A 22,354-nucleotide genomic window follows, 5' to 3' on the forward strand; every position below is an offset into this window, starting at 1 on the left:
AGCTCGCGCAGGCGGCGCGGCGGCGGGCCGCTCGCGTAGTAGCCGAACACCCCGTGCAGCCACGCGCCGACGTCCTGTCATTCCGCCTCGCCGACTCCCTCGCCCGAGCCGCGCTGAAGGAGGCCGCCGCACATCGCGCGTAGGGGGGCGCCGTTGCCGCGTTCGTGCGGCTGAGGCCGACCCGGCGGGCCGGGGTCGTGGACGGAGTCACTGTGAAGACGGCCGATCCGGCCGGTGGTCCTGCGGGCTGATGTCGGAAACCGATCGGCTCTAAGGTCGTGAAGCATGACGTCGCTGTACGAACCACCCCTCTTCGCCGCGCTGAGAGGCTCGGGCCGGGTGCTGGTGGCCGGCGCGGGCGGCGGCTTCGATGTCTACGCCGGGCTGCCGCTGGCGTTCGCGCTGATGGGGCTCGGCAAGTCCGTGCATCTGGCGAACCTGTCGTTCAGCGCGCTGGAGTTGATCGACGTCGAGGACTGGTGCGAGCCGAATCTGGCCGCCATCACGCCCGTCACGAGGGGACACGACCGGTACTTCCCGGAGCGGACACTGGCGCGCTGGCTCGACGCGCAGGGCATGGACTCGACGGTGTACGCCTTTCCCCGGACGGGCGTGCGCCCGCTGCGGGAGGCGTACCGGGAACTGGTGCGAAGGCTGGACATCGACGCCGTCGTACTGGTCGACGGCGGCACCGACATTCTGATGCGCGGCGACGAATCCGGCGTCGGCACACCGGAGGAGGACATGACCAGCCTCGCGGCGGTCGCCGGGCTGGAGGTGCCCGTACGACTGGTGGTGTGCGCCGGTTTCGGCATCGACGCCTACCACGGCGTGTGCCACGCCCACGTGCTGGAGAACCTCGCCGCCCTGGACCGGAACGGCGCGTACCTGGGCGCGTTGACGATCCCGAGTGCCGGCCGGGAGGCGAGGCTCTATCTCGACGCGGTCGCGCACGCGCAGCGGCACACGCCGACGAGGCCCAGCATCGTCAACGGCCAGATCGCCGCCGCGATCCGCGGCGAGTTCGGCGACGTCCGGTTCACCGAGCGGACCGAGGGCAGTGAGCTGTTCGTCAACCCCCTGATGGCGATGTACTTCACCGTAGACCTCCCCGGGCTGGCACGCCGGCTCCTCTATTTCGACCGGCTCGCCGAGACGGACACCGAGTACGAGGTGCGCGCGGTGATCGAGTATTTCCGCCGGGATGTCGAACGCCGTGCGCGGCGGAGCATCCCGCATTAGCCCGTCACAAGGCTCGGCCTTGCGGAAGCCCGCCGGTCCTACAGCCGCTTGTAGGCGTTGGCGAGGTTTTGCAGGCCGGTGGAGGTCTGGCCGACCTGGACGACGCGTGGCGTGGTGCGCCCTCCGGAGTGAAAGCCGACCGCCTTGGCCATCTGGTCGGCGGGCACGTCGAGGAAAAGGACCTGTCGTTTGTCCGGATCCAGCGCCGGGACCGTGCATCTGCCGGAGCCCTGGGGCTGAATGTAGACGATCTGCGGCCAGGGTAGGTTCAGCGGATACACCGCCGACTCGATGAGTAGCCCCGCAGGAGAGAGGGTCAGGGTCGCCGGGTTGCCGCGGCGCCGCAGACGGAGCGCGTTGAACCGCCTGATCCCCGAGACCAGGAGCACGATCACGACGATGCCCGGAAGCGCGGTCCACGCCAACAGCTTCATGCTCGTATGCCCTATGATCCCCAGCTTCTCCTGGTACGTCAGGATGCCGACGAGCCCGAGCACGAAAACGACGACGACCGCGATGAGCGTGAACACGTACACCCGCCGCTTTTCCGCGGCGCTCACGACGAGTTGCGTGACCGGGAAGGTCGCGGGCGGTGGACCGCTCGATCCGGGCCAGAATGTGCCACCGGTCATCATGGCCTCCACATCCACCTGGTCCTCCTAGAACGCGGAGTATAGGTTCGGCGGGCGCAGAGGAGAATCCCTCAGCCGAGGATCTCGGCGCGCAGCCGGGTTTTGAGGATCTTGCCGCCCGGGTTACGGGGCAGTTCGTGCTCCCGGAACCACACGTGGGACGGCACCTTGAACGCCGCGATCCGCTCGCGCAGGAACGCCTGGAGCTCCTCCGCGGTCAGGGCCGTGCCCGGTCGCAGGCAGACGACCGCGCCGACCTCCTCGCCCAGTTCGTCGTGGGGGACGCCGATGACGGCCGCGTCCGCGACGGCCGGGTGTTCGTACAGGGCCGCCTCGACCTCGGCGCAGTAGACGTTCTCTCCGCCGCGGATCAGCATGTCCTTCGCCCGGTCGACGATGTAGACGAAGCCGTCCTCATCGACGCGCGCCAGGTCTCCGCTGTGGAACCAGCCGCCGACGATCGCCTGGGCGGTCGCGTCGGGGCGGTTCCAGTAGCCCTTGATGACGTTCGGGCCCTTGATCAGCAGCTCGCCCACCTCGCCCGTGGGCAGTTCGTCGCCCGACGGGCCGACCACCTTCACGTCGCAGACCGCGACCGGCAGGCCGACGCTGTCGGGGTGGGCCAGATAGTTGACGCCGGAGTTGTACGTCGTCACCGAGGACGTCTCGGTCAGCCCGTACCCGTTGCCCGGCACGCGCTCGGGCAGCAGCTCCTTGATCTTCTCCACCAGCTTCGGCGGGGCGGGCGCGCCGCCGTACGAGACCGACGTCAGGCTGGAGGTGTCGTACTCGTCGAAGTGCGGCGACGTCAGCACCTGCCACGCCATCGTCGGTACGCCGCCGAACATCGTGGCGCGCTCGCGTTCGATCAGCTCCAGGGCGCGCTCGGGGTTCCACTTGTGCATCAGCACGATCGTGTTGCCGGCGAGCGCGCTGGAGACGAGCACGGAGTGGCAGCCGGTCGCGTGGAAGAACGGCACGCTGAGCAGCGACACCCGGCGCGGCGCCCCGACCACCTCCTCCAGCGCGTGCCCGGCGCGCAACCCGGCGGCGGCCATCGCGTACGCCAGGCTGATCGGGTTCGTGGTGATGTTGCGCTGGGTGCCGAGCGCGCCCTTCGAGCGGCCGGTCGTGCCGGAGGTGTAGAAGATCGTGGCGTCGTCGTCGGGGTCGATGGTCACGTCCGGCAGCGCGTCGCCGAGTTCGCCGAGCACCGCCTCGAACTCCTCCGCGCCCGCGGGCGGCGTGCCCCGCGCCACGATCGCCGGGATGCCGAGGTCCGGCAGCACTCCCGCGAGGCGCTCGGCCCGCTCCTGGTCGGCGATGAGGACCTTCGCGCCGCTGTCGCGCAGGCCGTACTCCAGCTCCGGCGCGGTCCACCAGGCGTTCAGCGGTACGACGACGGCGCCGGTCGCGGCGGCGCCGAAGAAGGCGATCGACCACTCGGGGAAGTTGCGCATCGCGATCGCGACCCGGTCGCCCTTGCGCACGCCGTACCGCTCGGTGAGCCGCCGGGCGAAGGTGGCCGCGCGCAGGAAGTGCTCCTCGAACGTCAGCCGGTCGTCCTCGTACACGAGAAACGTCGCGTCGCCGTGCAGCCGCGTGACCTCCAGGAGCGAGCGCAGCGACGGGAGGGCGTTCTTCCACACGCGCGTGCACACGCCGCGGATCTCGACCTCGTCCATCTCGAACAGCTGCCCCGGCGCGGTGACCATCGCGCCGGCCTCTTCCACACTCAGCATCATCGGACTCCGTACTTCTCACGGGCGGCGGCGATCTTGTCCGGCAGGTACTCGGTGGGCCACGGCCCGGGGGAGGGCTCGTACCCGCGCAGCACACGGCGGGCGATGGAGGCCTGGTGCACCTCGGTCGGGCCGTCCATGATCCCCATGAGCGGCGCGGTCTGCCAGAGCCGCGCCAGGGGGGTGTCATTGGACACCCCGAGCGCGCCGTGGATGTGCATCGCCCGGTAGACCACGTCGTGGTAGACGCGCGCCGCCGCGACCTTGCAGGCGGCGATCTGGGTACGGGCCTCCCTGGTGGAGGACCGGTCGATCAGCCACGCCGTGTGCAGGATCAGCAGCCGGAACTGCTGGATCTGGAGATAGGAGTCGGCGATCGCCGCCTGGACGAGCTGTTTGCCGGCGAGGTCGCCGTCATGGGTCTCGCGCGACAGGGCCCGCTCGCACATCATGTCGAAGGCCTTCTTCACCGCCGCGACGGTGCGCATCGCGTGGTGGATCCGCCCGCCGCCGAGCCGCGCCTGCGAGATGGCGAACGCCCCGCCGACCTCGCCGAGCAGCGCGTCCGCCCCGACCGCGACGTCGTTGTAGCGGATGTGCGCGTGGCCGCCGTCGCCGCGATGGCCCATGGTGGAGACGTTGCGCAGGATCTCCACGCCCGGCGTGTCCGCCGGCACCAGGAACATCGACATCCGCTGGTACGGGTGGGCGTCCGGGTCCGTCACCGCCATCACGATGAGGAACGCCGCGTTGGCCGCGTTGGAGGTGAAGTACTTCTCCCCGCTGATCACCCAGCCGTCGCCGTCGCGGACCGCGCGCGTACGGAACAGGCGCGGGTCCGAGCCGGCGTGGGGTTCGGTCATCGAGAAGCCGGAGAAGCACTCGCCGTCCAGCAGCGGCTTGAGGTAGCGGGCCTTCTGCTCCTCGGTGCCGTACATCGCGATGATCTCGGCGTTGCCGGTGTCCGGCGCCTGGCAGCCGAAGATGACCGACGCCCACGGCGAGCGGCCGATGAGCTCGTTCATCAGCGCGAGCTTGAGCTGCCCGTACCCCTGTCCGCCCAGCTCCGGGCCCAGGTGGCAGGCCCACAGCCTCTGCTCGCGCACCCGCGCCTTGAGCGGCCCGACGACGCCGCGCAGCTCGTCGCCGAGCGGTTCGTACGCCTTGCCGCCGTAGACCAGGTCGAGCGGCTCGACCTCGTCCCGGATGAACGCGTCCATCCAGTCGAGCTTCGCCTGGAACTCAGGCTCGGTGGAAAAGTCCCACATCAGGTCTCCATGAAGGTGCGGGCGCGGGCGAACAGCCCGAGCGTGGTCGCGTGCAGCAGATCCCCGACGTCCTTGGGTGCCTTGCCGGCGAACGCGCGGGCGTGCGTGCCCTCCAGCACGATGCCGAGCTTGAAGCAGGCGAGCACGGCGTACCAGGTGAGCGCGGAGAGGTCGCGGTCCGTACCGGCCGCGTAGACCTCGACCAGCTCGTCGGTCGTGGGCAGTCCGCCCGCCGTGCCGATGGCGCCGGCGAGCGGCGCGGTCTCCCCGCCGGGCCAGGTCGCGATCAGCCAGCCCAGGTCGAGCAGCGGATCGCCGATCGTGCACATCTCCCAGTCGACGATCGCCGCGACCTTGGGCGCGTCGACGTCGTAGAGCAGGTTGGCGAGGTGGTAGTCGCCGTGCATGATCCCGGGCCGCCACTCGCGGGGCCGATGCGCCTCCAGCCAGGTCGCGACCTCGGTCAGCCCGGGGATGTCCGCGCCGGGATAGCCGTCGAGCGCGTTGTAGGACTCCAGCTCCGACAGCCACCGGCCGACCTGGCGTTCGAGGAACCCCTCCGGATGCCCCACGTCGCCCAGGCCGACGGCGACGTGGTCGACCGCGCCCAGTTCGGCGAGCGCGGCGGCGGCGTCCAGGCCCATGCGGTGGCGTACGGCGGGGTCGTCGGCGTACGGCCCGGGGAGCGTCGTCGTGGGGTTGAAGCCGCGCACCGACTCCATGAGGTAGAAGACCACGCCGTTCATGACCGTCTCGTCCGTGCAGGCGGCGATCGGCCGCGGCGCGCGCACGCCCGTGCCGTCGAGGGCGGACAGCACCCGTGCCTCGCGGCGCAGCGCGTCGTTGCTCCGGGGCCGCGGGTGGACGGGCGGACGGCGGAGGACGTACGCGCGGTCGCCGCGGCAGAACCGGACCAGGACGTTCTGCGTCCCGCCACCGAGCCGCTCGACCCGCTCGAACGCGCCGCCGGGCAGTCCCTCGCCGTCCATCCAGCGCGCCAGAACGCCGAAGTCGACCAGCGACGGATCGATGTCATCAGGCTGCATCCAGGGAGAACCTCCGCGAAGCGAGCCTATGATTCACCTGCATTAAAGGTCAACAAGATCTATTCGCGCGACGACGAGTGAGCCGAGGCGTGATGCTCGTGATCGGAGCGGGCCGGGGTGAACCGGAGGGGACCTTCGGCCGTAGGCGTGAAGGGGCTTCACCGCCGGTCCGCGCACGCGAGGAGGGGACATGACTCTTACACTCGACCTGCACCCGATCTTCCGGAACCACCAGGACATCGATCAGGCCGTACGTTCGACGATATTCAAGGCGGCCAAGACGGATGTCGAGCTGGTGGTCATCATTCCGGGCAAGGGATCGCAGAAGCTGAAAAGCCGCGTGCTCGCCCTGCTGCGGCAGCCCCACCTCAAGAAGCTGTACAAAAGCGTCGAGCCCGATCCGGAGAACCTCGGACGGGTGCTCGTACGATTCCGGTGATGGGACGCCGCGCGGTGCCCGACCCCGTGCCCGCCGGGTACGGAGCGGAAGACTCGGCTCTTCAGGGGCGAGAGGCCGACTGTGCTTGAATTCCCCCATGGGAACCGCCGGCCGTGAGACGCGGGAGCGCCTCATCGAGACGGCGGAGCGGCTCTTCGCCGCCGAGGGCGTCTACGGCGTCTCCCTGCGCGAGATCGTGCGTGCCTCCGGCGCGCGCAACGTCACCGCCCTGCAGTATCACTTCGGCGACCGGCGCGGCCTGCTGCGCGCCGTGCTCGAACGGCACCGCGCCGAGGTGGAGTCGGCCCGCCACGCCCTGCTGGACGCCTGCGAGGCCGGTGAACGCGTCGACGTCCGGGCGCTGTCCGCCGCCCTGGTCCGTCCGCTCGCGGCCAAGCTCGCCTACCCCAGCGGCCGCGCGTACCTGCAGATCCTCGGTGAGCTGGTGAACCGCCCCGAGCCGCTGATCGGCCGCGCGAGCGTCAGCGACCCGGCCGACAGCACCTACCGCTGGCGCACCCTGACCGCGCCGCTCCTGGAGGAGGACGCGGCCCGCCTGCACCGCCGGTTCGTCGCGGTGCGCTTCACGATGATCGAGTTGGCCCGCCGCGCCCAGTCGGGGCCGCACGCCGACGACCGGCTGTTCACCAGCCACCTGATCGACCTGGTCGCGGCCGTGCTGCTCGCCCCACTGTCGGCCGAGACCCACCGCCTGGCCGCCGAACGCGACCGCGAACGCACGCCCTGACCAGGCGGCCCGAGCGTTTCATGCCTTGACCCCACCCGTCCCTCGCGACCGGCCGTCCACCGTTCTGCGCGCCGGAACAGGCCCGGACACGCAGGTCGTGACAGTGGAGCGCGCGGTTACGCTCCGTGTACGGTTCGGTTCGTGGAGAACCTGCGGATCGGCGTCGTCGAGGTGGAGCACGACGAACGGACCTCCCACGATCACCTGAGCTGTTCGGCCTGCTCCTGGCAACTGGGCGTCTCGCCGCGCGAGTACGCCGTGCGCATCGCCCATCGCCATGACGACTCTCACCAGCAGGGTCGGCCGGCCCGCCCCTGGGCCGACGGCCGCGTGGGGGAGGACTGACGCGGCCGGGTCCGCCGGTACTCCGGCCCCGCCGTACGGCCGGGCGGCGCCGGACATCGGGCCGGTTCGGTGGCCTGAGCTGGACGCCTGCCCGGCGTCCCTCGGCGCGGATGAGCGAGCCGGGCCCTTCACCTTTGTCATCGACCTGCGGCTCGCGGCGCGGCGGAGCCGGGTGCCGGAGAGGCCGCCTTCGTCCGTGACGGGGCCGCTGGAGTGGTGGGCGAGGTCGTCCGGCCACCGCCCCGACCTGGGTCTGCGGCACACCGGCCCGGTCGTCTTTCGCCGCCGTCCTCGGTGTCGCGGGCGGAAGCCGGTCAAGGACGACTTCGTCTGCGCCCTTCGCGGCGCCGACCGGTCCCGTACGGCGGGCGTGGCTTGACCGGGACGGCTCGCCGGGTGACCGGCGAGCCGCACACGTATCGCTAGCGCGATGGCCGCGCCGCTCCGGACGTCGTCGGGCTCTGCACCGGTGGCCGCGCCTCCGGCCTCACTGGAACTCCTCGAGCTGCGCCTGGGCGAATGAGCGGATCTCCTCGTCGCCCACGGTGGCCGCCTGCGCCAGGAGGTCCGTGTGCTCCGCGTCGGACAGGCGCGCCGCGGCCGCCGCGGCGAACAGCCGGACCACCCGGTCGTCGTCCTCGAGCCGGGCGCCGATGTCACGCGGGTCGAACTCCCTGGCCTCCAGCCGGACCAGCCACTCGGTCAGGCCCTTGAGCTGAACGTCTTCCAGCCATACCGCGCCGACCGCCAACTGCTCGGGAGAGGCGGCGGCCAGGAACCCGAGGACCTTCCAGCGGACGGCGTCGTCGGGGTCCCGGGTCAAGGTCAGCGTCTGGGCTATCTCGGGCCCGTCCTGGCCATCGCCATTGTCCAGTATGACGTCGATGGCGAAGAACCGAACCTGGCGAAGGGGGTGGGCCAGGAGTGTGGAGACCTCGCCCATCAGCGGAATGGCGAGATCACCCAGCTCCGACAGCAGCCAGGCTCCCGTCCGCACGGCGTTGTTGTCACCGCTGTGGAGAAGCTTGAGGAGGTTCTCCACCGGGTAGCCCGCGTACAACTCCTCCAGCAGGTCGTTGGCGGCCGGGCCCACCACGTCGTCGTCGGTCGAATGCGTGCGGATGCGCTCTATCAGGTCATCGCCTGTTTGGGCCTGCATCAGCTTTATTTTCTCCTAAAGAGGTTCCTCAAGGCCGATTCTTCTCGTTTTATCCTCTCCGCATGGCCGGATTCCCAGCCCAGTCTTTCCTCCTCTGCCTTCCGCGTAGCGATACTTTTCTTTAGATCATTCTCAAGCTTCTTCTTTTCCGCATCCGTCATGCCACTGGTGCTATTGGGGATTGCTCCATGGAACTTACCGGTCCCATCTCTACCTCCCCGGCCGCGACCGCCTCCGCCCCGGCCGCCCCCGCTGTTGCCTCGGTTGTTCCTGCGGCCCATCCGGGCGATGCCGTCGTCCTTGCGCCCGGCGTCCTTCGCCCATTGCCGCATTTCGCCGCTGAACCGCGTACCGCCGCCCGCACCGGCGAAAGCGAATTCATGGCCACCTGCAAGATTCCCGAACCCTCGGAGCGACTCGGCGCTTTCTCTGAAGAAACCCTGCACGCTGGCGAAAATGGTCTTGCCGAGAAATTCTCCCCCAGCCATCACATACCCCCAGCATCGTGGCCGCCGTGAGTCACTTCGCGCCATCCTGAGCGGGCCGGGAGCGAAGTAACATCATATCGGACTGTCTCAATGCGGTGAGGTGGCCAACGTCCATGTGACATGGTTATAACGATCTGTCCTTCTGATATCTGCGAAACATCCTAGATAGTAGACGTTGCGCGGAAGGGTCGGGTTCCATGCTGCAAAGAGGAGCGGTCAGGGATCGATCCACTGGACCACGTGGTCCAGTGGCAGGCGTCCGGAGGGGATCGCGGATCTGCCTCGGGGTGCCTGCGCGGGGTAGCCGAGCGCGATGGCCGTCCGGACCCTCCATGGAGCCTCGACGCCGGCCAGCCGTCCGGCCTGCTCGGCGTTGGGTGCGGGAAAGAACGAGACCGGGCAACTGCCCAGGCCGAGGCCGTGCGCGGCGAGCATGAGGCTCTGGGTGGCCCGGCCCGCGTCGAACTCCGCGTCCTCGCCGCCGGTCCCGTGGTCCACCGCGAGCAGGACGACCACGGGGGCGGCGGCCAGGTGGGCCGCGTAGCCGCCCAGCAGGCTCAGCCTCTCTCGCAGGCCGGGGTCCCGGACGACGATGAACCTCCACGGCTGGCGGTTGCGCGCCGACCCGGTCCAGCGCGCCGCCTCCAGCGCTCGCAGGATCTCGCGCTTCGGCACCGGCGTGTCGGCGAACCACCGGGTGGCCCGCAGCGACGCCACCTCCGCCCGCAACGGCTCATCCACCGTGCTCAAGCCCCCGATCGTCGTCGCTGAAGATTGTCCCGGTTCGGCCGACCGGGCGGGGGCCCCTCAGAAGGCGTCTCTGGTGAAGGATCCTCGCCAGACCTGGAGGGACCCGTCGCCGAGCGCGGTGGCGTAGTTGACGACCCGGGTGTAGCCGTCGTGAAGGAGCATCGGCAGTGCCGGTCCGGCGGGCAGGCCGCCGCCGAGGGTCTCGGCGATCCAGGTCTGGACCCAGGCCGTTTCGTCGGTCCATTCGGTGGTGGTGAAGCCGGCCTGCTCGATCGAGGCGTGAAGTGAGTCGGCGGTGACGACGAAGCTGTCGGTGCCATCGAGTGACCACGGCATCGGCCAGGGCGGGTCGGCCCGGCTCGGCCCGCAGACCTCCCAGACCGCCAGGCGTGCGCCGGGCACCAGGCAGCGGGCGATGTGCGCGAACCAGGCCGTCTTGTCGCGCACGTTCATCTGGACATGCATCGTGATCGCGGCCTGGAACGGCGGATCCGGGGCGAACGCGGCGATGTCGCCGGCCCGGAATCGGACGAGGTCGTGGAGTCCGGACTTGAAGGTCAGGTCGCGGGCGGCGTCGACGTAGGCCGGGGTGATGTCGATACCGGTGACGCGGTTGCCGGTGCGGCGGGCGATCTGCCGGGCCGGTCCGCCGAGTCCCGAGCCGACGTCCAGGACGCTCTCGTCCTCGGCGAGGTCGAGGCTGTCGATGAGCCGGTCGACCGCGTCGGCACCGCCGATGTGGAACTGGTCCAGATCGTCGAGCGCGCCGTCGGCGGCGGCGTCGAGGCCGGGATGCTCGCGCAGGAGCCGGTCGATCGTCTGGTCGACACCGGTTTCCTCGTAGGTCATCGCAGGTGGTCCTTCCCGTGGCCGGCGGCGTGGATCGGCTCGTCCACGAACCAGGCCTGAAGACTAGGCGCAGTCGGTTTACTTTTTCAACCGAAAAGTATTTAAAATAAACCGGCCTTCGGTAGGCTGGACGCATGCGAAGCTACGGTCAGTACTGCTCGATCGCCCGAGCCCTCGACCTCGTGGGGGACCGCTGGACGCTGCTGATCGTCCGGGAGCTGCTCCTGCGGGGCTCGTGCCGGTTCACCGATCTGAAGGCCGGGCTGCCCGGCATCGCGACCAACCTGTTGTCGGCCCGGCTGAAGGAGCTCGAGGGCGTCGGCCTGGTCGGCCGTGAGGACGCGCCCCCGCCGGTCGCCACCGTCCTGTACACCCTGACCGAGGACGGCCTGGCGCTGGAGCCGGTGCTGAAGGCGCTCGGTCTGTGGGGACTGCGGCTCATGGACGTCGAACGGCCGGACGAGGTGTTCCAGGCGCGCTGGCTCGCCTACGCCCCCACCTGGTTCACCACGGACGCCGACCCCGGCGCCCCGCCGGCGGTCATCCAGCTCCTCGCGTCCGGCGAGCAGGCGGTCATCGAGATCGGCGGAGGGGAGGTCCGTGCCCGCGTCGGCCGTGCCGCCGACCCCGACCTGATTTTGGAGGGCCCGCCCCGCGCCATCCTGGGGCTGCTCACCGGCGTGATCGATCTCGACCTGGCCACCAGGATGGGATTGACCGGTCACGGTCGCCGCGATGTGCTCGCCCGCCTCCGGCCCGTCGCCGCAGACCCCGCGAGCGCTCCGTCCGCCGCCGTACGTTGAGCGTCCGACGGTGACCCATCAGGCGCCCTCATGAAGGAGAACTACGCGGACTCGGCGGCGCGGAGGGCGAGGGCGGTGAGGCCCTCGGCGGTCAGGTCCGGCCAGCCGTGCACCTTCGCCCGCCACTCCTCCGGCACGGCCGACGCGCCGTGGCGTGCGCCCAGGAGCGCGCCCGCGATCGCGGCGACCGTGTCGGTGTCGTCGCCGGCCCGTACCGCGGCGAACAGGCCGTCCGGCAGCGACGATGTGCGCGTCACCGCCGACCACGCCGCCTGTAGCGCCGGCACCACGAAGCCGTTCGGGCCGAACCGGTGCGGCGGCGAGGCCTCGGCCTCGTCCAGCCAGGAGGTCCACGTGCCGCGCCGCGACGGCGGCAGGTACGCCAGCCCCTCGCGCACGCCGTCGTAGGTCCCCTCCAGCACCGCGCGCCGTACGCCCGAGCACCACAGCACGCACGCGTCACCGGCCAGGTCGTCGGGGTGGGTCAGGCCGCTGACCAGCCGGGCCGCCTCCATCATCGCGACCGGGTCCCCGAGGTACGGCAGCGCGACGACGGCGGTGCGCATCAGCGACCCGTTGCCCGCGGTGCGGCCCGTACGAGCGTGCAGGTCCTCGGCGGCGCGGCGCATCCGCGACGACAGTCCGCCGGTCCGGTCGACGGACCCGAGCACCGTACGGGTCTGATCGCCGATGTCGCTGGCGCCCTCGCGGTACCACCGCAGGAACCGGACCGCGACGCCGTCCAGGGCGAGGTCCGACCGCAGGCCGTGTCCGAGCGCCGCGACCTCGGCGACGCACACCTGCATCTGGGTGTCGTCGCTGTACTCGCCCGGCTCGTACGGGCCGAGCCCGCCGCCGGCCATCTCGGGGACGGCCGCGGGGGACAGACGAGCGGCGAACTCGTACGGCACGCCGAGCGCGTCGCCGCAGGCCGCGCCGAGCAGAACCCCGGCCGCCCGGTCGCGCTGTTCACTGGTGAGCGTCACCACTGTGCGACGGCCGGGCGGCCGGGCGGGTTCCCTCAGGAGGTGCCGGTGAGACGGGCGACCTCGCGTTCGTGCGCCTCGGCGTCGGCCTTGGCGGCCTTCGGGCTCCAGCGGCCGACCAGCGGCAGCATCAGGCCGAGGAACAGGATCTCGGCCACGATGCACACCCACCACCAGACCTGCCACTGGTGCGGCGCGTCGGCGGCGGCGCTCTTGATCTTCGCGACCTCGGCGAGCAGGGCCGGTGGCGGGTTGGCGCCGGCGGCCTTCACCTGGGCGAGCACGGCCGGGGCCGCCACCAGCTTGTCCACCGCGCTGACGACGTACGGCAGGACGAAGAAGGCCAGGCAGACGACGATGCGCAGGATCCAGCCCCAGATCGCCAGGCCGGTCGCGGTCAGCGCCGGGTTGCGCTTCTCGATCGTCTCGGTGAACGCCGCCATCCACGGGGCGTACGCCGTCGCGAGGCCGAGCGAGAGCAGGGCGATGATCACGATCAGTGTGGTCGCGCTCGTGTGCGGGTGGGTCGTACGGGTCATGAAGATGAACGTCATCACCACCGCGAGCACGGTGCCGGCCACCATGAACGGCTTGCGCACCCGCAGCCGGTCCGAGAGGGCGCCGACGATCACGAGGCTGACCGCGTTGACCGCCCAGTACCAGGTGTTGATGCCGTTGGCCTTCGACGTCGTGAAGCCGAAGTTGGAGGTCAGGTAGACGGTGAAGAAACCGACCGCGGTGTAGTAGATCAGCAGGAAGATGCTGATCCCGAGCGCGGGCGCGAGGATGTCCCGGCGCAGCATCTGTCCCCACGGACGGTCGAGGTCGGCCGTCCGTTCGGCGCTGCCGGCGCGCGCCTCGATGAGCTCGCGGTCGCCGGCGCTGACCATCACCTGGTCGCGGAGCCCGGGTTTGAGCTCGCGCAGCCCGAGCAGCGCGATCGCGAACGCCACGAGCCCGACCACCCCGACGATGTAGTACTGGCTGGACCAGGAGTCGTCCAGGTGCGGCAGCGTGCGGTTGGCGACGAAGCTGACGACCAGGCTGCCGACGACCGGCCCGAGCGTCCAAAAGCCCATCGCCGAGGCGCGGCCGATCTGCGGGGAGAAGTCGCGCACGAGCGCCGGGGTCGCGACCAGGCACATGCCCTCGACGATGCCGCCGAGCACGGTGAACAGCCCGAAGACGAACTTGTTCGGGGCGAGCGGGGTGACCAGCGCGAGCACACCGGTGATGAGCAGGCCGTACGCGACCAGGTTGGCGCGGCCCCAGCGGTCGGCGAGGCCGGCCGCGAGGGAGCCGAACGCACCGACGAGGTTGGCCAGGACGAGGATGTTGACGTAGTAGATGAACGACATCTTGAAGTGCTCGAGCACGAGCGGCGCGACGCCGCCGCCGACGTAGAGCTCGTAGTACAAGATGATCGTGACGAACACCGCCACGGCCAGGTACCAGTAGCGCGATCCGGTGTTCGGATACCGGTCGAGGCCGCGGCGCCAAAGCCGGTCGATCGTGAATCCGTCCGCCGCGGGAGCCGTCGGGTCAGATGGAGCCATCGCTTCCTCTTTTTCCTTTGGGCGAGCTGCTCCAGAGCGCCATTAGACGCCCCGCCCCCGAGGCCGATGTGCCGAGTGACCTGTGACATCATGGGTAAATAAGCGTTCATTCACACGTTGGAAATATTAGTACGCTCGAATTAAGTGGCATGTCAAGACGGGAGAGTGGCAGGGTGACGGATTCCGGTCTGCCCGTCGATGGATCTCCGTTCCAGCAGCGCCTGGCCGCCGCCGCCGTCGAGCTGTTCTACCGGCAGGGCGCGATCGCGACCTCGGTCCGGCAGATCACCGAGGCGTGCGGCCTCACCCCCGGCGCGCTCTACAACCACTTCGAGTCCAAGGACGAGCTCCTGTACGTCGTGGTGCGCGACATCCACCTGCGGCTGGAGAGCGCCCTGACGGCGGCGGTCGCGGCGGTGGCGGGCGACCCGGTCGCCGAGCTCAGCGCGATCGTGCGCCTCTATGTCGCCCGGCACTCCGACCACCGGGAGACCGCCCGCGTGGCCAACCGGGAGTTCCCGCTACTGACCGGCGCGCGCTACGACGAGGTCGTCGCGATCCGGCGGCGCCTGCGCGACACCGTGGCCGGGGTGCTGCTCGCCGGTCAGCGGAAGCAGGTCTTCGACCTGGTCGGGGGCGACGACCGTACGGCGGCCGTGCTCACCGCGCTGCCGATCCTTGACATGTGCGTGCACATCAGCGAATGGTTCCACGAGCACCGGCCCCTGGGTCACGCCGAGCTGGAGGCCCGCTACGTCGGGCTCGCGCTGCGCATGGCGGGGGCCCGGGCCCACTGAACAACGGGAGGTCCTCATGGCCGAACTGCTCCGCCCGTACGCCGAGGCACGACCGGACGAGCCGGCCGTCACCGACGAGCGCGGCGTCACCACGTGGCGCGACTTCCAGGCGCGCGTCGACCGCCTCGCGGGTGCGCTGCGGGGCCTCGGCCTGGAGGACGGCGACGCCATCGCGATCCACTCGGGCAACCGGCGGGAGTACTTCGAGCTGATGGCCGCGGCGACGCACATCGGCCTGCGTTACGTCCTGGTCAACTGGCACTGGACCGCCGACGAGCTGAGGTACGTCCTCGCCGACTCCGGGACCCGGGCGGTGTTCTCCGAGGACGCCTTCGCGGACGTGGCGGCCGAGGCGGCGGTGGACACGGCGTTCCGCATCGGCATCGGCGAGGTCCCCGGCTTCCGGCCGTACGAGGAGTTCCTCGCCGGCGGGCCGGACGGTGAGCCGGCCGGTCAGGTGATGGGCTGGCCGATGATCTACACCTCCGGCACGACCGGGCGGCCGAAGGGCGTGCGGCGCAGGCTCGTCACGGCCGGTGCCCCGGTGGAGACGCTCAAGGCCATCGCCGAGACCTTCGGGCAGGTCCTGTCCATCCCGGAGGGCGGGCGGTCGCTGCTGGTCGGGCCCGTCTACCACTCGGCGCAGTGGCTGTGGTCGCACGTCATGCTCTGCGCGGGCCGCTCGGTCGTCATGCGGCGGTCGTTCGACCCCGAGGAGACGCTGCGCCTCATCGAGGAGCACCGGATCACCAACGTCCACCTGGTGCCGACCCAGTTCGTCCGGCTCCTGCGCCTGGACGAGGAGACCCGCCGGAGGTACGACCTGTCCAGCCTCGCCGCCGTCTGGCACGGCGCCGCGCCGTGCTCGCCCGAGGTCAAGCGGCAGATGATCGACTGGCTCGGCCCGATCCTCTATGAGTACTACGGCTCCACCGAGTCGTCGGTGAACACCATCGTGTCGTCGCGGGAGTGGCTGGAGCGGCCCGGCACGGTCGGGCGGGCGCTGCCGACGGCCGAGATCCACGTGCTGCGCGAGGACGGCTCGCCGGCCGCCACGGGCGAGCGCGGCCAGCTCTGGTTCCGCTACACCAGCGGCGACGACGTGGAGTACTGGGGCGACCCGGACAAGACCGCGTCCGTGCATCGCAACGGGCTGTTCACCACCGGCGACGTCGGCCACCTCGACGAGGACGGCTACCTGTTCCTCTCCGACCGCGTCATCGACATGATCATCAGCGGCGGGGTGAACATCTACCCGGCCGAGATCGAGGGCGTGCTCATCACCCACCCGGCAGTACGCGACGTCGCGGTCTTCGGCGTGCCGGACCAGGAGTACGGCGAGCAGGTGAAGGCGGCGGTCGAACTCGAGGACGGGCACGAGCCCTCGGACGCGCTGGAGGAGGAGCTGATCGCCTTCGCCCGGCGCACCCTGGCCGGCTACAAGGCGCCCCGGTCGGTGGACTTCCTCGACGCGCTGCCGCGGACGCCGACCGGCAAGCTCTACAAGCGCCTCATCCGCGACCCGTACTGGACGGGCCAGGACAAACGGATCTGAGGCCCGACCGGTCAGGAATGAAGAAGCCTCCGTCGCCGCACGGTCCGTAGCGTTCTCGGCGTGGAGCCCTTCCGGCGGCTCCACCTCGATCGGCTGAAGGAGCACGTCATGACCGAAGGCATCAAGACCGTCATCTTCCCCGTCTCCGACCTCGCGGCGGCCAAGGCCCTGTACGGCGGGCTGGCGGGCGTCGAGCCCTACGCGGACACGCCGTACTACGTCGGCTTCAAGGTCGGCGGCCAGGACATCGGCCTGGACCCGAACGGTCACCGCGAAGGCGGCGCCGGGCCGGTCGCCTACTGGCACGTCGAGGACATCAAGGCGAGCCTCCAGGCGCTGCTCGACGGGGGCGCGGAGACGATCCAGGACGTCCGTGACGTCGGCGGCGGCACGCTGATCGTCACGGTGAAGGACGCGGACGGCAACGTCTTCGGCCTGCGTCAGGTGGCCTGACATCCTGGAGGCGGTCCGGTCCGACCGCGGGGGCCGGACCACGTGTCCCGAGCGAGAGGATCCTCGATGCCCGAGCCCGCCCGTAATGCCGAACAGCGCAGGCGCGACACGCTGCACCGGCTCGAACACGACGAGGACGTGTGGGTGGCCACGGCCGGTGCGGACGGGCCGTACCTCGTGCCGCTGTCCTTCCTGTGGGACGGCGACACGCTGCTTCTGGCCACGCCCTCGTCGTCGCCGACCGCCCGCAACCTGGGCGCCACCGGGAGGGTCCGCCTCGGCGTCGGCCCGACCCGGGACGTCGTCATGATCGACGGCACCGTGGAGGTGGTGGAGGACCTCGCCGAGGACACCGGCGACGCGTTCGCGGCCAAGACCGGCTTCGACCCGCGTAAGCTCAGCGGCTACGCCTACTTCCGCGTCCGGCCGGTGCGGATCCAGGCGTGGCGGGAGGCCAACGAGATCGCCGGCCGCGACCTCATGCGCGACGGGCGATGGCTCGTCGCCTGACCGCCGGGCACCCGCGCCCGTCGTGAGCGGTCTCCTTCCGCGCCGCGACCGGACCGAGTAGCGTTCGGTTTTGTGCACCTGGGACAGATCGCGGCCCTGACGCCGGACAGACCAGCAGTGATCATGGCGGGCTCGGGCAAGGTGATCACCTTCCGCGAGCTGGACGAGGAGTCCAACCGGCTCGCCCACCTGTTGCGCGCCGAGGGGCTGCGGCCCGGCGACCACGTGGCCTTCATGCTGGAGAACCACCCGTCGTTCCTGGCGATCGCGTGGGCGGCGCAGCGCTCCGGGCTGTACTACACCGCGATCAGCTCGCGCCTGCAGGCGGACGAGCTCGCCTACATCATCGACAACTGCGGGGCGCGGGTCTTCCTCACCTCGGCGCGGCTGGCGGAGGTGGCGACCGCGGTCGGCGACCGCACGCCAAAGGTCGAGCTGCGGCTCATGCTCGACGGCGTGGCGCCGGGCTTCGCCTCGTACGAGGAGCGGATCGCCGGGCAGCCCGCCGGGCCGATCGAGGACGAGTGCGAGGGCGTGGACATGCTCTACTCCTCGGGCACCACCGGACGCCCCAAGGGCGTCAAGCCCACGCTGTCGCTCGCGCCGGTGGGCACGCCGAACAGGCTCACCCAGCTGGTGTCCTTCCTCTTCCCGCCGGACGAGCACTCGGTGTACCTGTCACCGGCGCCGCTGTACCACGCCGCGCCGCTGCGCTACTGCCTCACCTTCCACCGCTTCGGCTCGACCGTGGTGGTGATGGAGCGGTTCGACCCCGAGGAGGCGCTGCGGCTGATCGAGCGGTACCGCGTGACGCACAGCCAGTGGGTGCCGACGATGTTCATCCGGATGCTCAAGCTGCCGGAAACCGTCCGGTCGGCCCATGACCTGTCGAGCCTGCGGTACGCCGTGCACGCCGCCGCGCCCTGCCCGGTCGAGGTCAAGCAGCGGATGATCGACTGGTGGGGGCCGGTGCTGCACGAGTACTACGCCGGCACCGAGGGCAACTGCTTCGTCTACGCCGACTCCAAGGCGTGGCTGGAGCACCCCGGCACGGTCGGCCGGCCCCTGCTCGGTGAGATCCACGTCTGCGACGAGGAGGGCAAGGAGCTTCCGACGGGACGGACCGGGACGCTGTACTTCGCGGGCGGCCCGAACTTCGAGTACCACGACGATCCGGCGAAGACCGCGTCCTCCCGCGACCCGCTCGGCCGTGGCTGGACGACGCTGGGCGACGTCGGGTACGTGGACGAGGAGGGCTTCCTCTACCTCACCGACCGGCTGTCGTACATGATCATCAGCGGTGGGGTGAACGTCTACCCGCAGGAGGCGGAGAACCTCCTCGCCATCCACCCGAAGGTCGCCGACGTGGCGGTGATCGGCGTGCCGGACCCGGAGATGGGCGAGGCGGTCAAGGCGGTCGTGCGGCCGATGGACGCCGCGGAGGCGGGCCCGGAGCTGGAGCGGGAGCTCATCGAGCACTGCCGGGCGAACCTGGCGCACTACAAGTGCCCGCGTACGGTCGACTTCCGCGCCGAACTGCCCCGCCATCCGACCGGCAAGCTCTACAAGCGCCTGCTCAAGGACGAGTACTGGAAATAGCGCGCACCCGCGGTCATTGTGGCCCTATGCGTGTGGCGATCGGCGACATCTCCCTCTACTTCGACGTCGACGGCTGCGGCTCCGTCCCCGACGGCCCCGCGATGGCCGAGCGTCCGACGGTCATCGCCCTGCACGGCGGGCCGGGCGCGGACCACACGACGTTCAAGCCCGTGCTCGACGGCGTCACCGCGTACGCCCAGGTGGTCTACCTCGACCAGCGGGGGAGCGGGCGCTCGGACCGCAGCGGCCCGGAGTTCTGGACCTGGGACCGCTGGGCCGACGACGTCATCGCCTTCTGCGACGCGCTGGACATCGCCGAACCCGTCCTGCTCGGCACCTCGGCCGGCGGCTGGGTGGCGCTGACGGCCGCCATCCGGCATTCCGGCCGGCTGGGCGGCGTGGTGCTCGACAGCGTGATGCCCGGCGAACTGGACGAACGGCTCGCCATCATGGAGCGGCTCGGCGGCGCCGAGGCCCGCGAGATCGCCCGCCGCTACTGGGACGGCGAGCCGACCGACGAGATCCGGGAGGCGTACCCGCGCGTCTGCCTTCCCCTCTACTCCCAGCGCCCCGGCGGCGATCCCGACGGCCCCGACCGCATGCGGCGCATCACCTGGAACCCCGACGTGCTCGAACACTTCCGTCAGGTTCTCTTCGGCTCCTTCGACCCCTGGCCACGGCTCGGCCGGGTCGGCTGCCCCACGATGATCCTGGCCGGCGAGCACGACCCGGTGGCGACGGCGTCCGCCGCCCGGCGCCTCGCCGGGGCACTGCCGGCCGCGCGCCTGCACGTCGTACCGGACGCCGGTCACGGGATCTTCCGCGAGGATCCCGAACGGGCGTGTGCGCTGCTCCGTGACTTCCTGGCGGGTATTGAGTGGACGCGGACGCGTGGATGACCTGATCATGGACGTCATGTCCGATCTACTGTCGATCAGCGGAGCCGAACCGGAACCTCCCGTGGTGTTCCAGCTCGACACGACCGACACCGTCGGTGACGTGATCGACGTGCTGGCCATGGAGGCGTTCGCGGCCGGGCGGCAGCCGTTCGCGCGGTCCAAGCGGATGGAGCGCATCCGGCCCGACGCGCCGCTGCGGCCCGCCGGGGCGCGCGTGCTGCGCACCTCGCGGGAGGAGAACCGCGAGGCGGTGCTCGCCCACGGCGACGGCTGGACGCTGCGGTCCGTACGCTGGCGCGGCGGGTCGGGCATGGTCGAGGTGACCGCGATCACCGACGAGCTGTGCGCCTCGGTGCTGGAGGAGGCGATCCGCGACGCCGTCGAGCCGCCGCCTCCGGAAGAGGACCGGGTCGAGATGGGCTTTTGGCACCTGGGGCCGCACGGCGCGTCACGCAGCCAGCGCTCCATCACCGCGGCGACCTGGCCGGAGATCCGCGACAACTACACCGCCCCGGCGGCGGCCGCCGTCGACCGGCTCACCGAGGTGACGCCCGACGACATCGGCGGACGCCTGGTGCTCCTGCACGGACCGCCGGGCACGGGCAAGACCACCGCGTTGCGCGCCATGGCCCGCGAGTGGGCCAAGTGGTGCCAGTTCGACTGCGTGCTCGACCCCGAGCAGCTCTTCAGCAACCCGGCGTACCTCATGGAGGTCGCGGTCGGCGAGGACGACGACGACCGGCGCTGGCGGCTCCTCGTCGTCGAGGACTGCGACGAGCTGATCAGCGGCGACGCCAAGGCCGCCACCGGACAGGGGCTGTCCCGGCTGCTCAACCTGACCGACGGCCTGCTCGGCCAGGGCCGCGACGTGCTCGTCGCGATCACCACGAACGAGCCGCTCGCCGCCCTGCACCCCGCCGTCGTACGGCCGGGCCGCTGCCTGGCACAGGTGGAGGTGGGCCCGATGTCACCGGGGGAGGCCACGACCTGGCTCGGCGCCGACGCCGCCGCTCACGATCTGCGCCACGGCGCGACGCTCGCCGAGCTGTACGCCCTCCGCGACGGGCGTGCGGCGAGCACCCCGCCGCCGTCCACCGAGACCGGCTTCTACCTGTAGGACCCCCGCGGGCTCACCGGTCAGCGCTGGGCCGGGCCCGCGAGTTTCGTGCGGTCCGGCTCCGGGAGCCAGTCACGCTCCGGTGCGTAGTCCAGCCAGCGCCGGGCACGGCCCGCCTCGGTGAAGCCGCGCAGCAGGGTGTCGAGCAGCGGATGGCGGTGGGACTCGCGCCAGGCGAGCGACCACGCGTACAGCGGGGTCGGCGCGGTGATCGGGATGGAGCGCAGACCCGCGTGATCGGGCAGCGGCGCGTCGGCGGGGAAGAGCGTGACGCACGTCGCGTCGCCGCGGATGTGCTGAACGAGATGGTCAAGGCCCAGGTTGGGGCCGTCCTGGCGCCGCGTGATCCCGAACGCGTCGGCGAAGCGCCGCAGGAAGTCGAGGCGGGTCAGCTCGGCCGGGCACCACAGCGTACTGTCGCGCAGGTCGGCCGGGCGCAGTTCGTCCGCGTCGGCCAGCGGGTGCGACGCGCTGACCACCGCGTCGACGGGTTCCAGGCGCACGAGCCGCTGGGCGAGGCCCGCGTCGCGGCCGTCGGGTAGCGGGTGCACCCGGCCGAACCCCAGGTCGGTGTCACCGCGCAGGAGCGCGTCCGCGACCGACGGCCAGTCACGTGCCGGGCCCGGCTCCAGCCGGATCGCGCCGAAGGCCTCCACGGCCTGCGCGACGGTGCGCATCGGCGCGTAGAGATGGCCCCACACGTCGATCCGTACGGTCCGCCCGCGGCCCCGCGCCGCCGCGACCGCACGCTCACCCGCCGCGAGGGCCTCGCGCGCGGCCGGTTCGAACCGCTCCCCGGCCTCGGTCAACCGCGTGCCGCCCTCGCGTTCGAACAGCCGGACGGCGAGCAGCGACTCCAGCCGCGCGATGCGCTTCGACAGCGCCTGCTGGCTGGTGTTCAGCCGCTTGGCGGCGAGCCCGAAGTGCAGCGTCTCGGCGGTCGCGACGAACGCACGGACCAGGGAGAGGTCGAGGTCCACGCCGCCGACCTTATGCGACAACTCGGCGTTGTCGGCCGGGTGGCTCCGTTGTTGGCCCCGGCACCGCCCCACCCGGTGAGGTGTCCTCAGACACCGCCAGGGAGGCACGAACCATGAAAGCGCTCCTACCGACCGGAGATCCCGGCGAGCCGGTCGTCGTCGACGACGTCCCCGAGCCGACGCCGCGCCCGAACGAGGCGCTCGTGAAGGTCGAGGCGTTCTCGGTCAACCGGGGCGAGACGTTCAAGCTGGAGGCGCCCGTGCCCGGCGAGCGGCCCGGCAAGGACATCGCGGGGCTCGTGGTGCGGCCGGCCGCCGACGGGAGCGGGCCGGCCGGTGTCGTGCGCGTCGTCGGCCATCCCATGGCGGGCGGCTGGGCGGAGTTCGCGGC

Annotated in this window: 23 protein-coding genes and 1 pseudogene; 13 read left to right on the forward strand and 11 right to left on the reverse strand. The window is 71.0% G+C overall.

Annotation, left to right across the window (positions count from 1 at the left end; all coding sequences use genetic code 11):
* Positions 1-285: 285 nt before the first annotated feature.
* Entirely contained in the window at positions 286-1,242 is a 957-nt protein-coding gene (locus ACFFNX_RS14445) for a DUF1152 domain-containing protein (protein WP_378200937.1), read from the forward strand.
* A gap of 38 nt (positions 1,243-1,280) precedes the next feature.
* On the opposite strand, the gene ACFFNX_RS14450 is transcribed toward ACFFNX_RS14445, so the two are convergent.
* The 4 genes from ACFFNX_RS14450 to ACFFNX_RS14465 form a co-directional block, all read right to left on the reverse strand.
* Positions 1,281-1,874: a hypothetical protein gene (locus ACFFNX_RS14450; protein ID WP_378200940.1), complete on the reverse strand. Its 594-nt coding sequence runs from the start codon at positions 1,872-1,874 to the stop codon at positions 1,281-1,283.
* A gap of 71 nt (positions 1,875-1,945) precedes the next feature.
* On the reverse strand, positions 1,946-3,616 hold the full coding sequence (locus tag ACFFNX_RS14455; protein ID WP_378200943.1) for a class I adenylate-forming enzyme family protein: 1,671 nt from the start codon (positions 3,614-3,616) through the stop codon (positions 1,946-1,948).
* Positions 3,616-4,884 carry an acyl-CoA dehydrogenase family protein gene (locus tag ACFFNX_RS14460; protein WP_378200946.1) on the reverse strand — a complete coding sequence of 423 codons (1,269 nt, stop codon included), beginning with the start codon at positions 4,882-4,884 and terminating at the stop codon, positions 3,616-3,618. Before ACFFNX_RS14460 ends, ACFFNX_RS14455 begins: the two co-directional genes overlap by 1 nt.
* Positions 4,884-5,930 (reverse strand): phosphotransferase family protein, encoded by a 1,047-nt coding sequence (locus ACFFNX_RS14465; RefSeq protein ID WP_378200949.1) that lies wholly within the window; start codon positions 5,928-5,930, stop codon positions 4,884-4,886. The genes ACFFNX_RS14460 and ACFFNX_RS14465 overlap by 1 nt, the downstream gene beginning before the upstream one ends.
* Before the next feature lie 190 nt (positions 5,931-6,120).
* Between ACFFNX_RS14465 and ACFFNX_RS14470 the strand changes: the two genes are divergently transcribed.
* The 3 genes from ACFFNX_RS14470 (at position 6,121) to ACFFNX_RS14480 (ending at position 7,462) form a co-directional block, all read left to right on the forward strand.
* Positions 6,121-6,369, forward strand: coding sequence for a Smr/MutS family protein (locus ACFFNX_RS14470; RefSeq protein ID WP_378200952.1), 249 nt, complete (start codon positions 6,121-6,123; stop codon positions 6,367-6,369).
* Between the two features lie 97 nt (positions 6,370-6,466).
* Positions 6,467-7,117 (forward strand): TetR/AcrR family transcriptional regulator, encoded by a 651-nt coding sequence (locus ACFFNX_RS14475; RefSeq protein ID WP_378200955.1) that lies wholly within the window; start codon positions 6,467-6,469, stop codon positions 7,115-7,117.
* Between the two features lie 141 nt (positions 7,118-7,258).
* Complete coding sequence (locus ACFFNX_RS14480; protein WP_378200958.1) at positions 7,259-7,462, forward strand: hypothetical protein; 204 nt, start codon at positions 7,259-7,261, stop codon at positions 7,460-7,462.
* Positions 7,463-7,949: 487 nt separating this feature from the next.
* Here the strand turns inward: ACFFNX_RS14480 and ACFFNX_RS14485 are convergent, their stop codons facing one another.
* The 4 genes from ACFFNX_RS14485 to ACFFNX_RS14500 form a co-directional block, all read right to left on the reverse strand.
* Complete coding sequence (locus tag ACFFNX_RS14485; protein WP_378200961.1) at positions 7,950-8,621, reverse strand: hypothetical protein; 672 nt, start codon at positions 8,619-8,621, stop codon at positions 7,950-7,952.
* Between the two features lie 5 nt (positions 8,622-8,626).
* Positions 8,627-9,067: a hypothetical protein gene (locus ACFFNX_RS14490; protein WP_378200964.1), complete on the reverse strand. Its 441-nt coding sequence runs from the start codon at positions 9,065-9,067 to the stop codon at positions 8,627-8,629.
* A 258-nt stretch (positions 9,068-9,325) separates the two neighbouring features.
* The gene (locus ACFFNX_RS14495) at positions 9,326-9,850 is read right to left on the reverse strand and encodes a nitroreductase family protein (protein WP_378201003.1); all 525 of its coding nucleotides are present in this window, start codon (positions 9,848-9,850) and stop codon (positions 9,326-9,328) included.
* Between the two features lie 66 nt (positions 9,851-9,916).
* The gene (locus tag ACFFNX_RS14500; protein WP_378200968.1) at positions 9,917-10,708 is read right to left on the reverse strand and encodes an SAM-dependent methyltransferase; all 792 of its coding nucleotides are present in this window, start codon (positions 10,706-10,708) and stop codon (positions 9,917-9,919) included.
* Positions 10,709-10,842: 134 nt separating this feature from the next.
* On the opposite strand from ACFFNX_RS14500, the gene ACFFNX_RS14505 reads away from it, so the two are divergent.
* Positions 10,843-11,511, forward strand: coding sequence for a winged helix-turn-helix transcriptional regulator (locus tag ACFFNX_RS14505; protein ID WP_378200971.1), 669 nt, complete (start codon positions 10,843-10,845; stop codon positions 11,509-11,511).
* A 41-nt stretch (positions 11,512-11,552) separates the two neighbouring features.
* Here ACFFNX_RS14505 and ACFFNX_RS14510 read toward each other — a convergent pair whose 3' ends face one another.
* Both ACFFNX_RS14510 and ACFFNX_RS14515 read right to left on the reverse strand, forming a co-directional pair.
* On the reverse strand, positions 11,553-12,500 hold the full coding sequence (locus ACFFNX_RS14510; protein WP_378200974.1) for an ADP-ribosylglycohydrolase family protein: 948 nt from the start codon (positions 12,498-12,500) through the stop codon (positions 11,553-11,555).
* A gap of 32 nt (positions 12,501-12,532) precedes the next feature.
* Positions 12,533-14,053 carry an MFS transporter gene (locus ACFFNX_RS14515; protein ID WP_378200977.1) on the reverse strand — a complete coding sequence of 507 codons (1,521 nt, stop codon included), beginning with the start codon at positions 14,051-14,053 and terminating at the stop codon, positions 12,533-12,535.
* Between the two features lie 173 nt (positions 14,054-14,226).
* Between ACFFNX_RS14515 and ACFFNX_RS14520 the strand changes: the two genes are divergently transcribed.
* The 7 genes from ACFFNX_RS14520 to ACFFNX_RS14550 all read left to right on the forward strand — a co-directional run bounded on the left by ACFFNX_RS14520 (position 14,227) and on the right by ACFFNX_RS14550 (position 20,983).
* Positions 14,227-14,850 (forward strand): TetR/AcrR family transcriptional regulator, encoded by a 624-nt coding sequence (locus tag ACFFNX_RS14520; protein WP_378200980.1) that lies wholly within the window; start codon positions 14,227-14,229, stop codon positions 14,848-14,850.
* 16 nt (positions 14,851-14,866) lie between these two features.
* Positions 14,867-16,405 (forward strand): AMP-binding protein, encoded by a 1,539-nt coding sequence (locus ACFFNX_RS14525; protein ID WP_378200983.1) that lies wholly within the window; start codon positions 14,867-14,869, stop codon positions 16,403-16,405.
* 108 nt (positions 16,406-16,513) lie between these two features.
* A complete protein-coding gene (locus ACFFNX_RS14530) occupies positions 16,514-16,858 on the forward strand; it encodes a VOC family protein (protein ID WP_378200986.1) in 345 nt (114 codons plus the stop codon).
* 66 nt (positions 16,859-16,924) lie between these two features.
* Positions 16,925-17,368: a pyridoxamine 5'-phosphate oxidase family protein gene (locus tag ACFFNX_RS14535; RefSeq protein ID WP_378200989.1), complete on the forward strand. Its 444-nt coding sequence runs from the start codon at positions 16,925-16,927 to the stop codon at positions 17,366-17,368.
* A 72-nt stretch (positions 17,369-17,440) separates the two neighbouring features.
* Positions 17,441-18,967: an AMP-binding protein gene (locus ACFFNX_RS14540; RefSeq protein ID WP_378200992.1), complete on the forward strand. Its 1,527-nt coding sequence runs from the start codon at positions 17,441-17,443 to the stop codon at positions 18,965-18,967.
* A 26-nt stretch (positions 18,968-18,993) separates the two neighbouring features.
* Positions 18,994-19,866 carry an alpha/beta fold hydrolase gene (locus ACFFNX_RS14545; protein ID WP_378200995.1) on the forward strand — a complete coding sequence of 291 codons (873 nt, stop codon included), beginning with the start codon at positions 18,994-18,996 and terminating at the stop codon, positions 19,864-19,866.
* Positions 19,867-19,882: 16 nt separating this feature from the next.
* Entirely contained in the window at positions 19,883-20,983 is a 1,101-nt protein-coding gene (locus ACFFNX_RS14550; protein WP_378200998.1) for a DUF5925 domain-containing protein, read from the forward strand.
* Positions 20,984-21,003: 20 nt separating this feature from the next.
* Here the strand turns inward: ACFFNX_RS14550 and ACFFNX_RS14555 are convergent, their stop codons facing one another.
* Entirely contained in the window at positions 21,004-21,963 is a 960-nt protein-coding gene (locus ACFFNX_RS14555; RefSeq protein WP_378201000.1) for a LysR family transcriptional regulator, read from the reverse strand.
* Between the two features lie 113 nt (positions 21,964-22,076).
* Here ACFFNX_RS14555 and ACFFNX_RS14560 point away from each other — a divergent pair.
* Positions 22,077-22,354: pseudogene (locus ACFFNX_RS14560) on the forward strand (zinc-binding dehydrogenase); the annotation flags it as partial.

This window comes from Actinoallomurus acaciae (assembly GCF_042429965.1).
Taxonomy (GTDB): Bacteria; Actinomycetota; Actinomycetes; order Streptosporangiales; family Streptosporangiaceae; genus Actinoallomurus; species Actinoallomurus acaciae.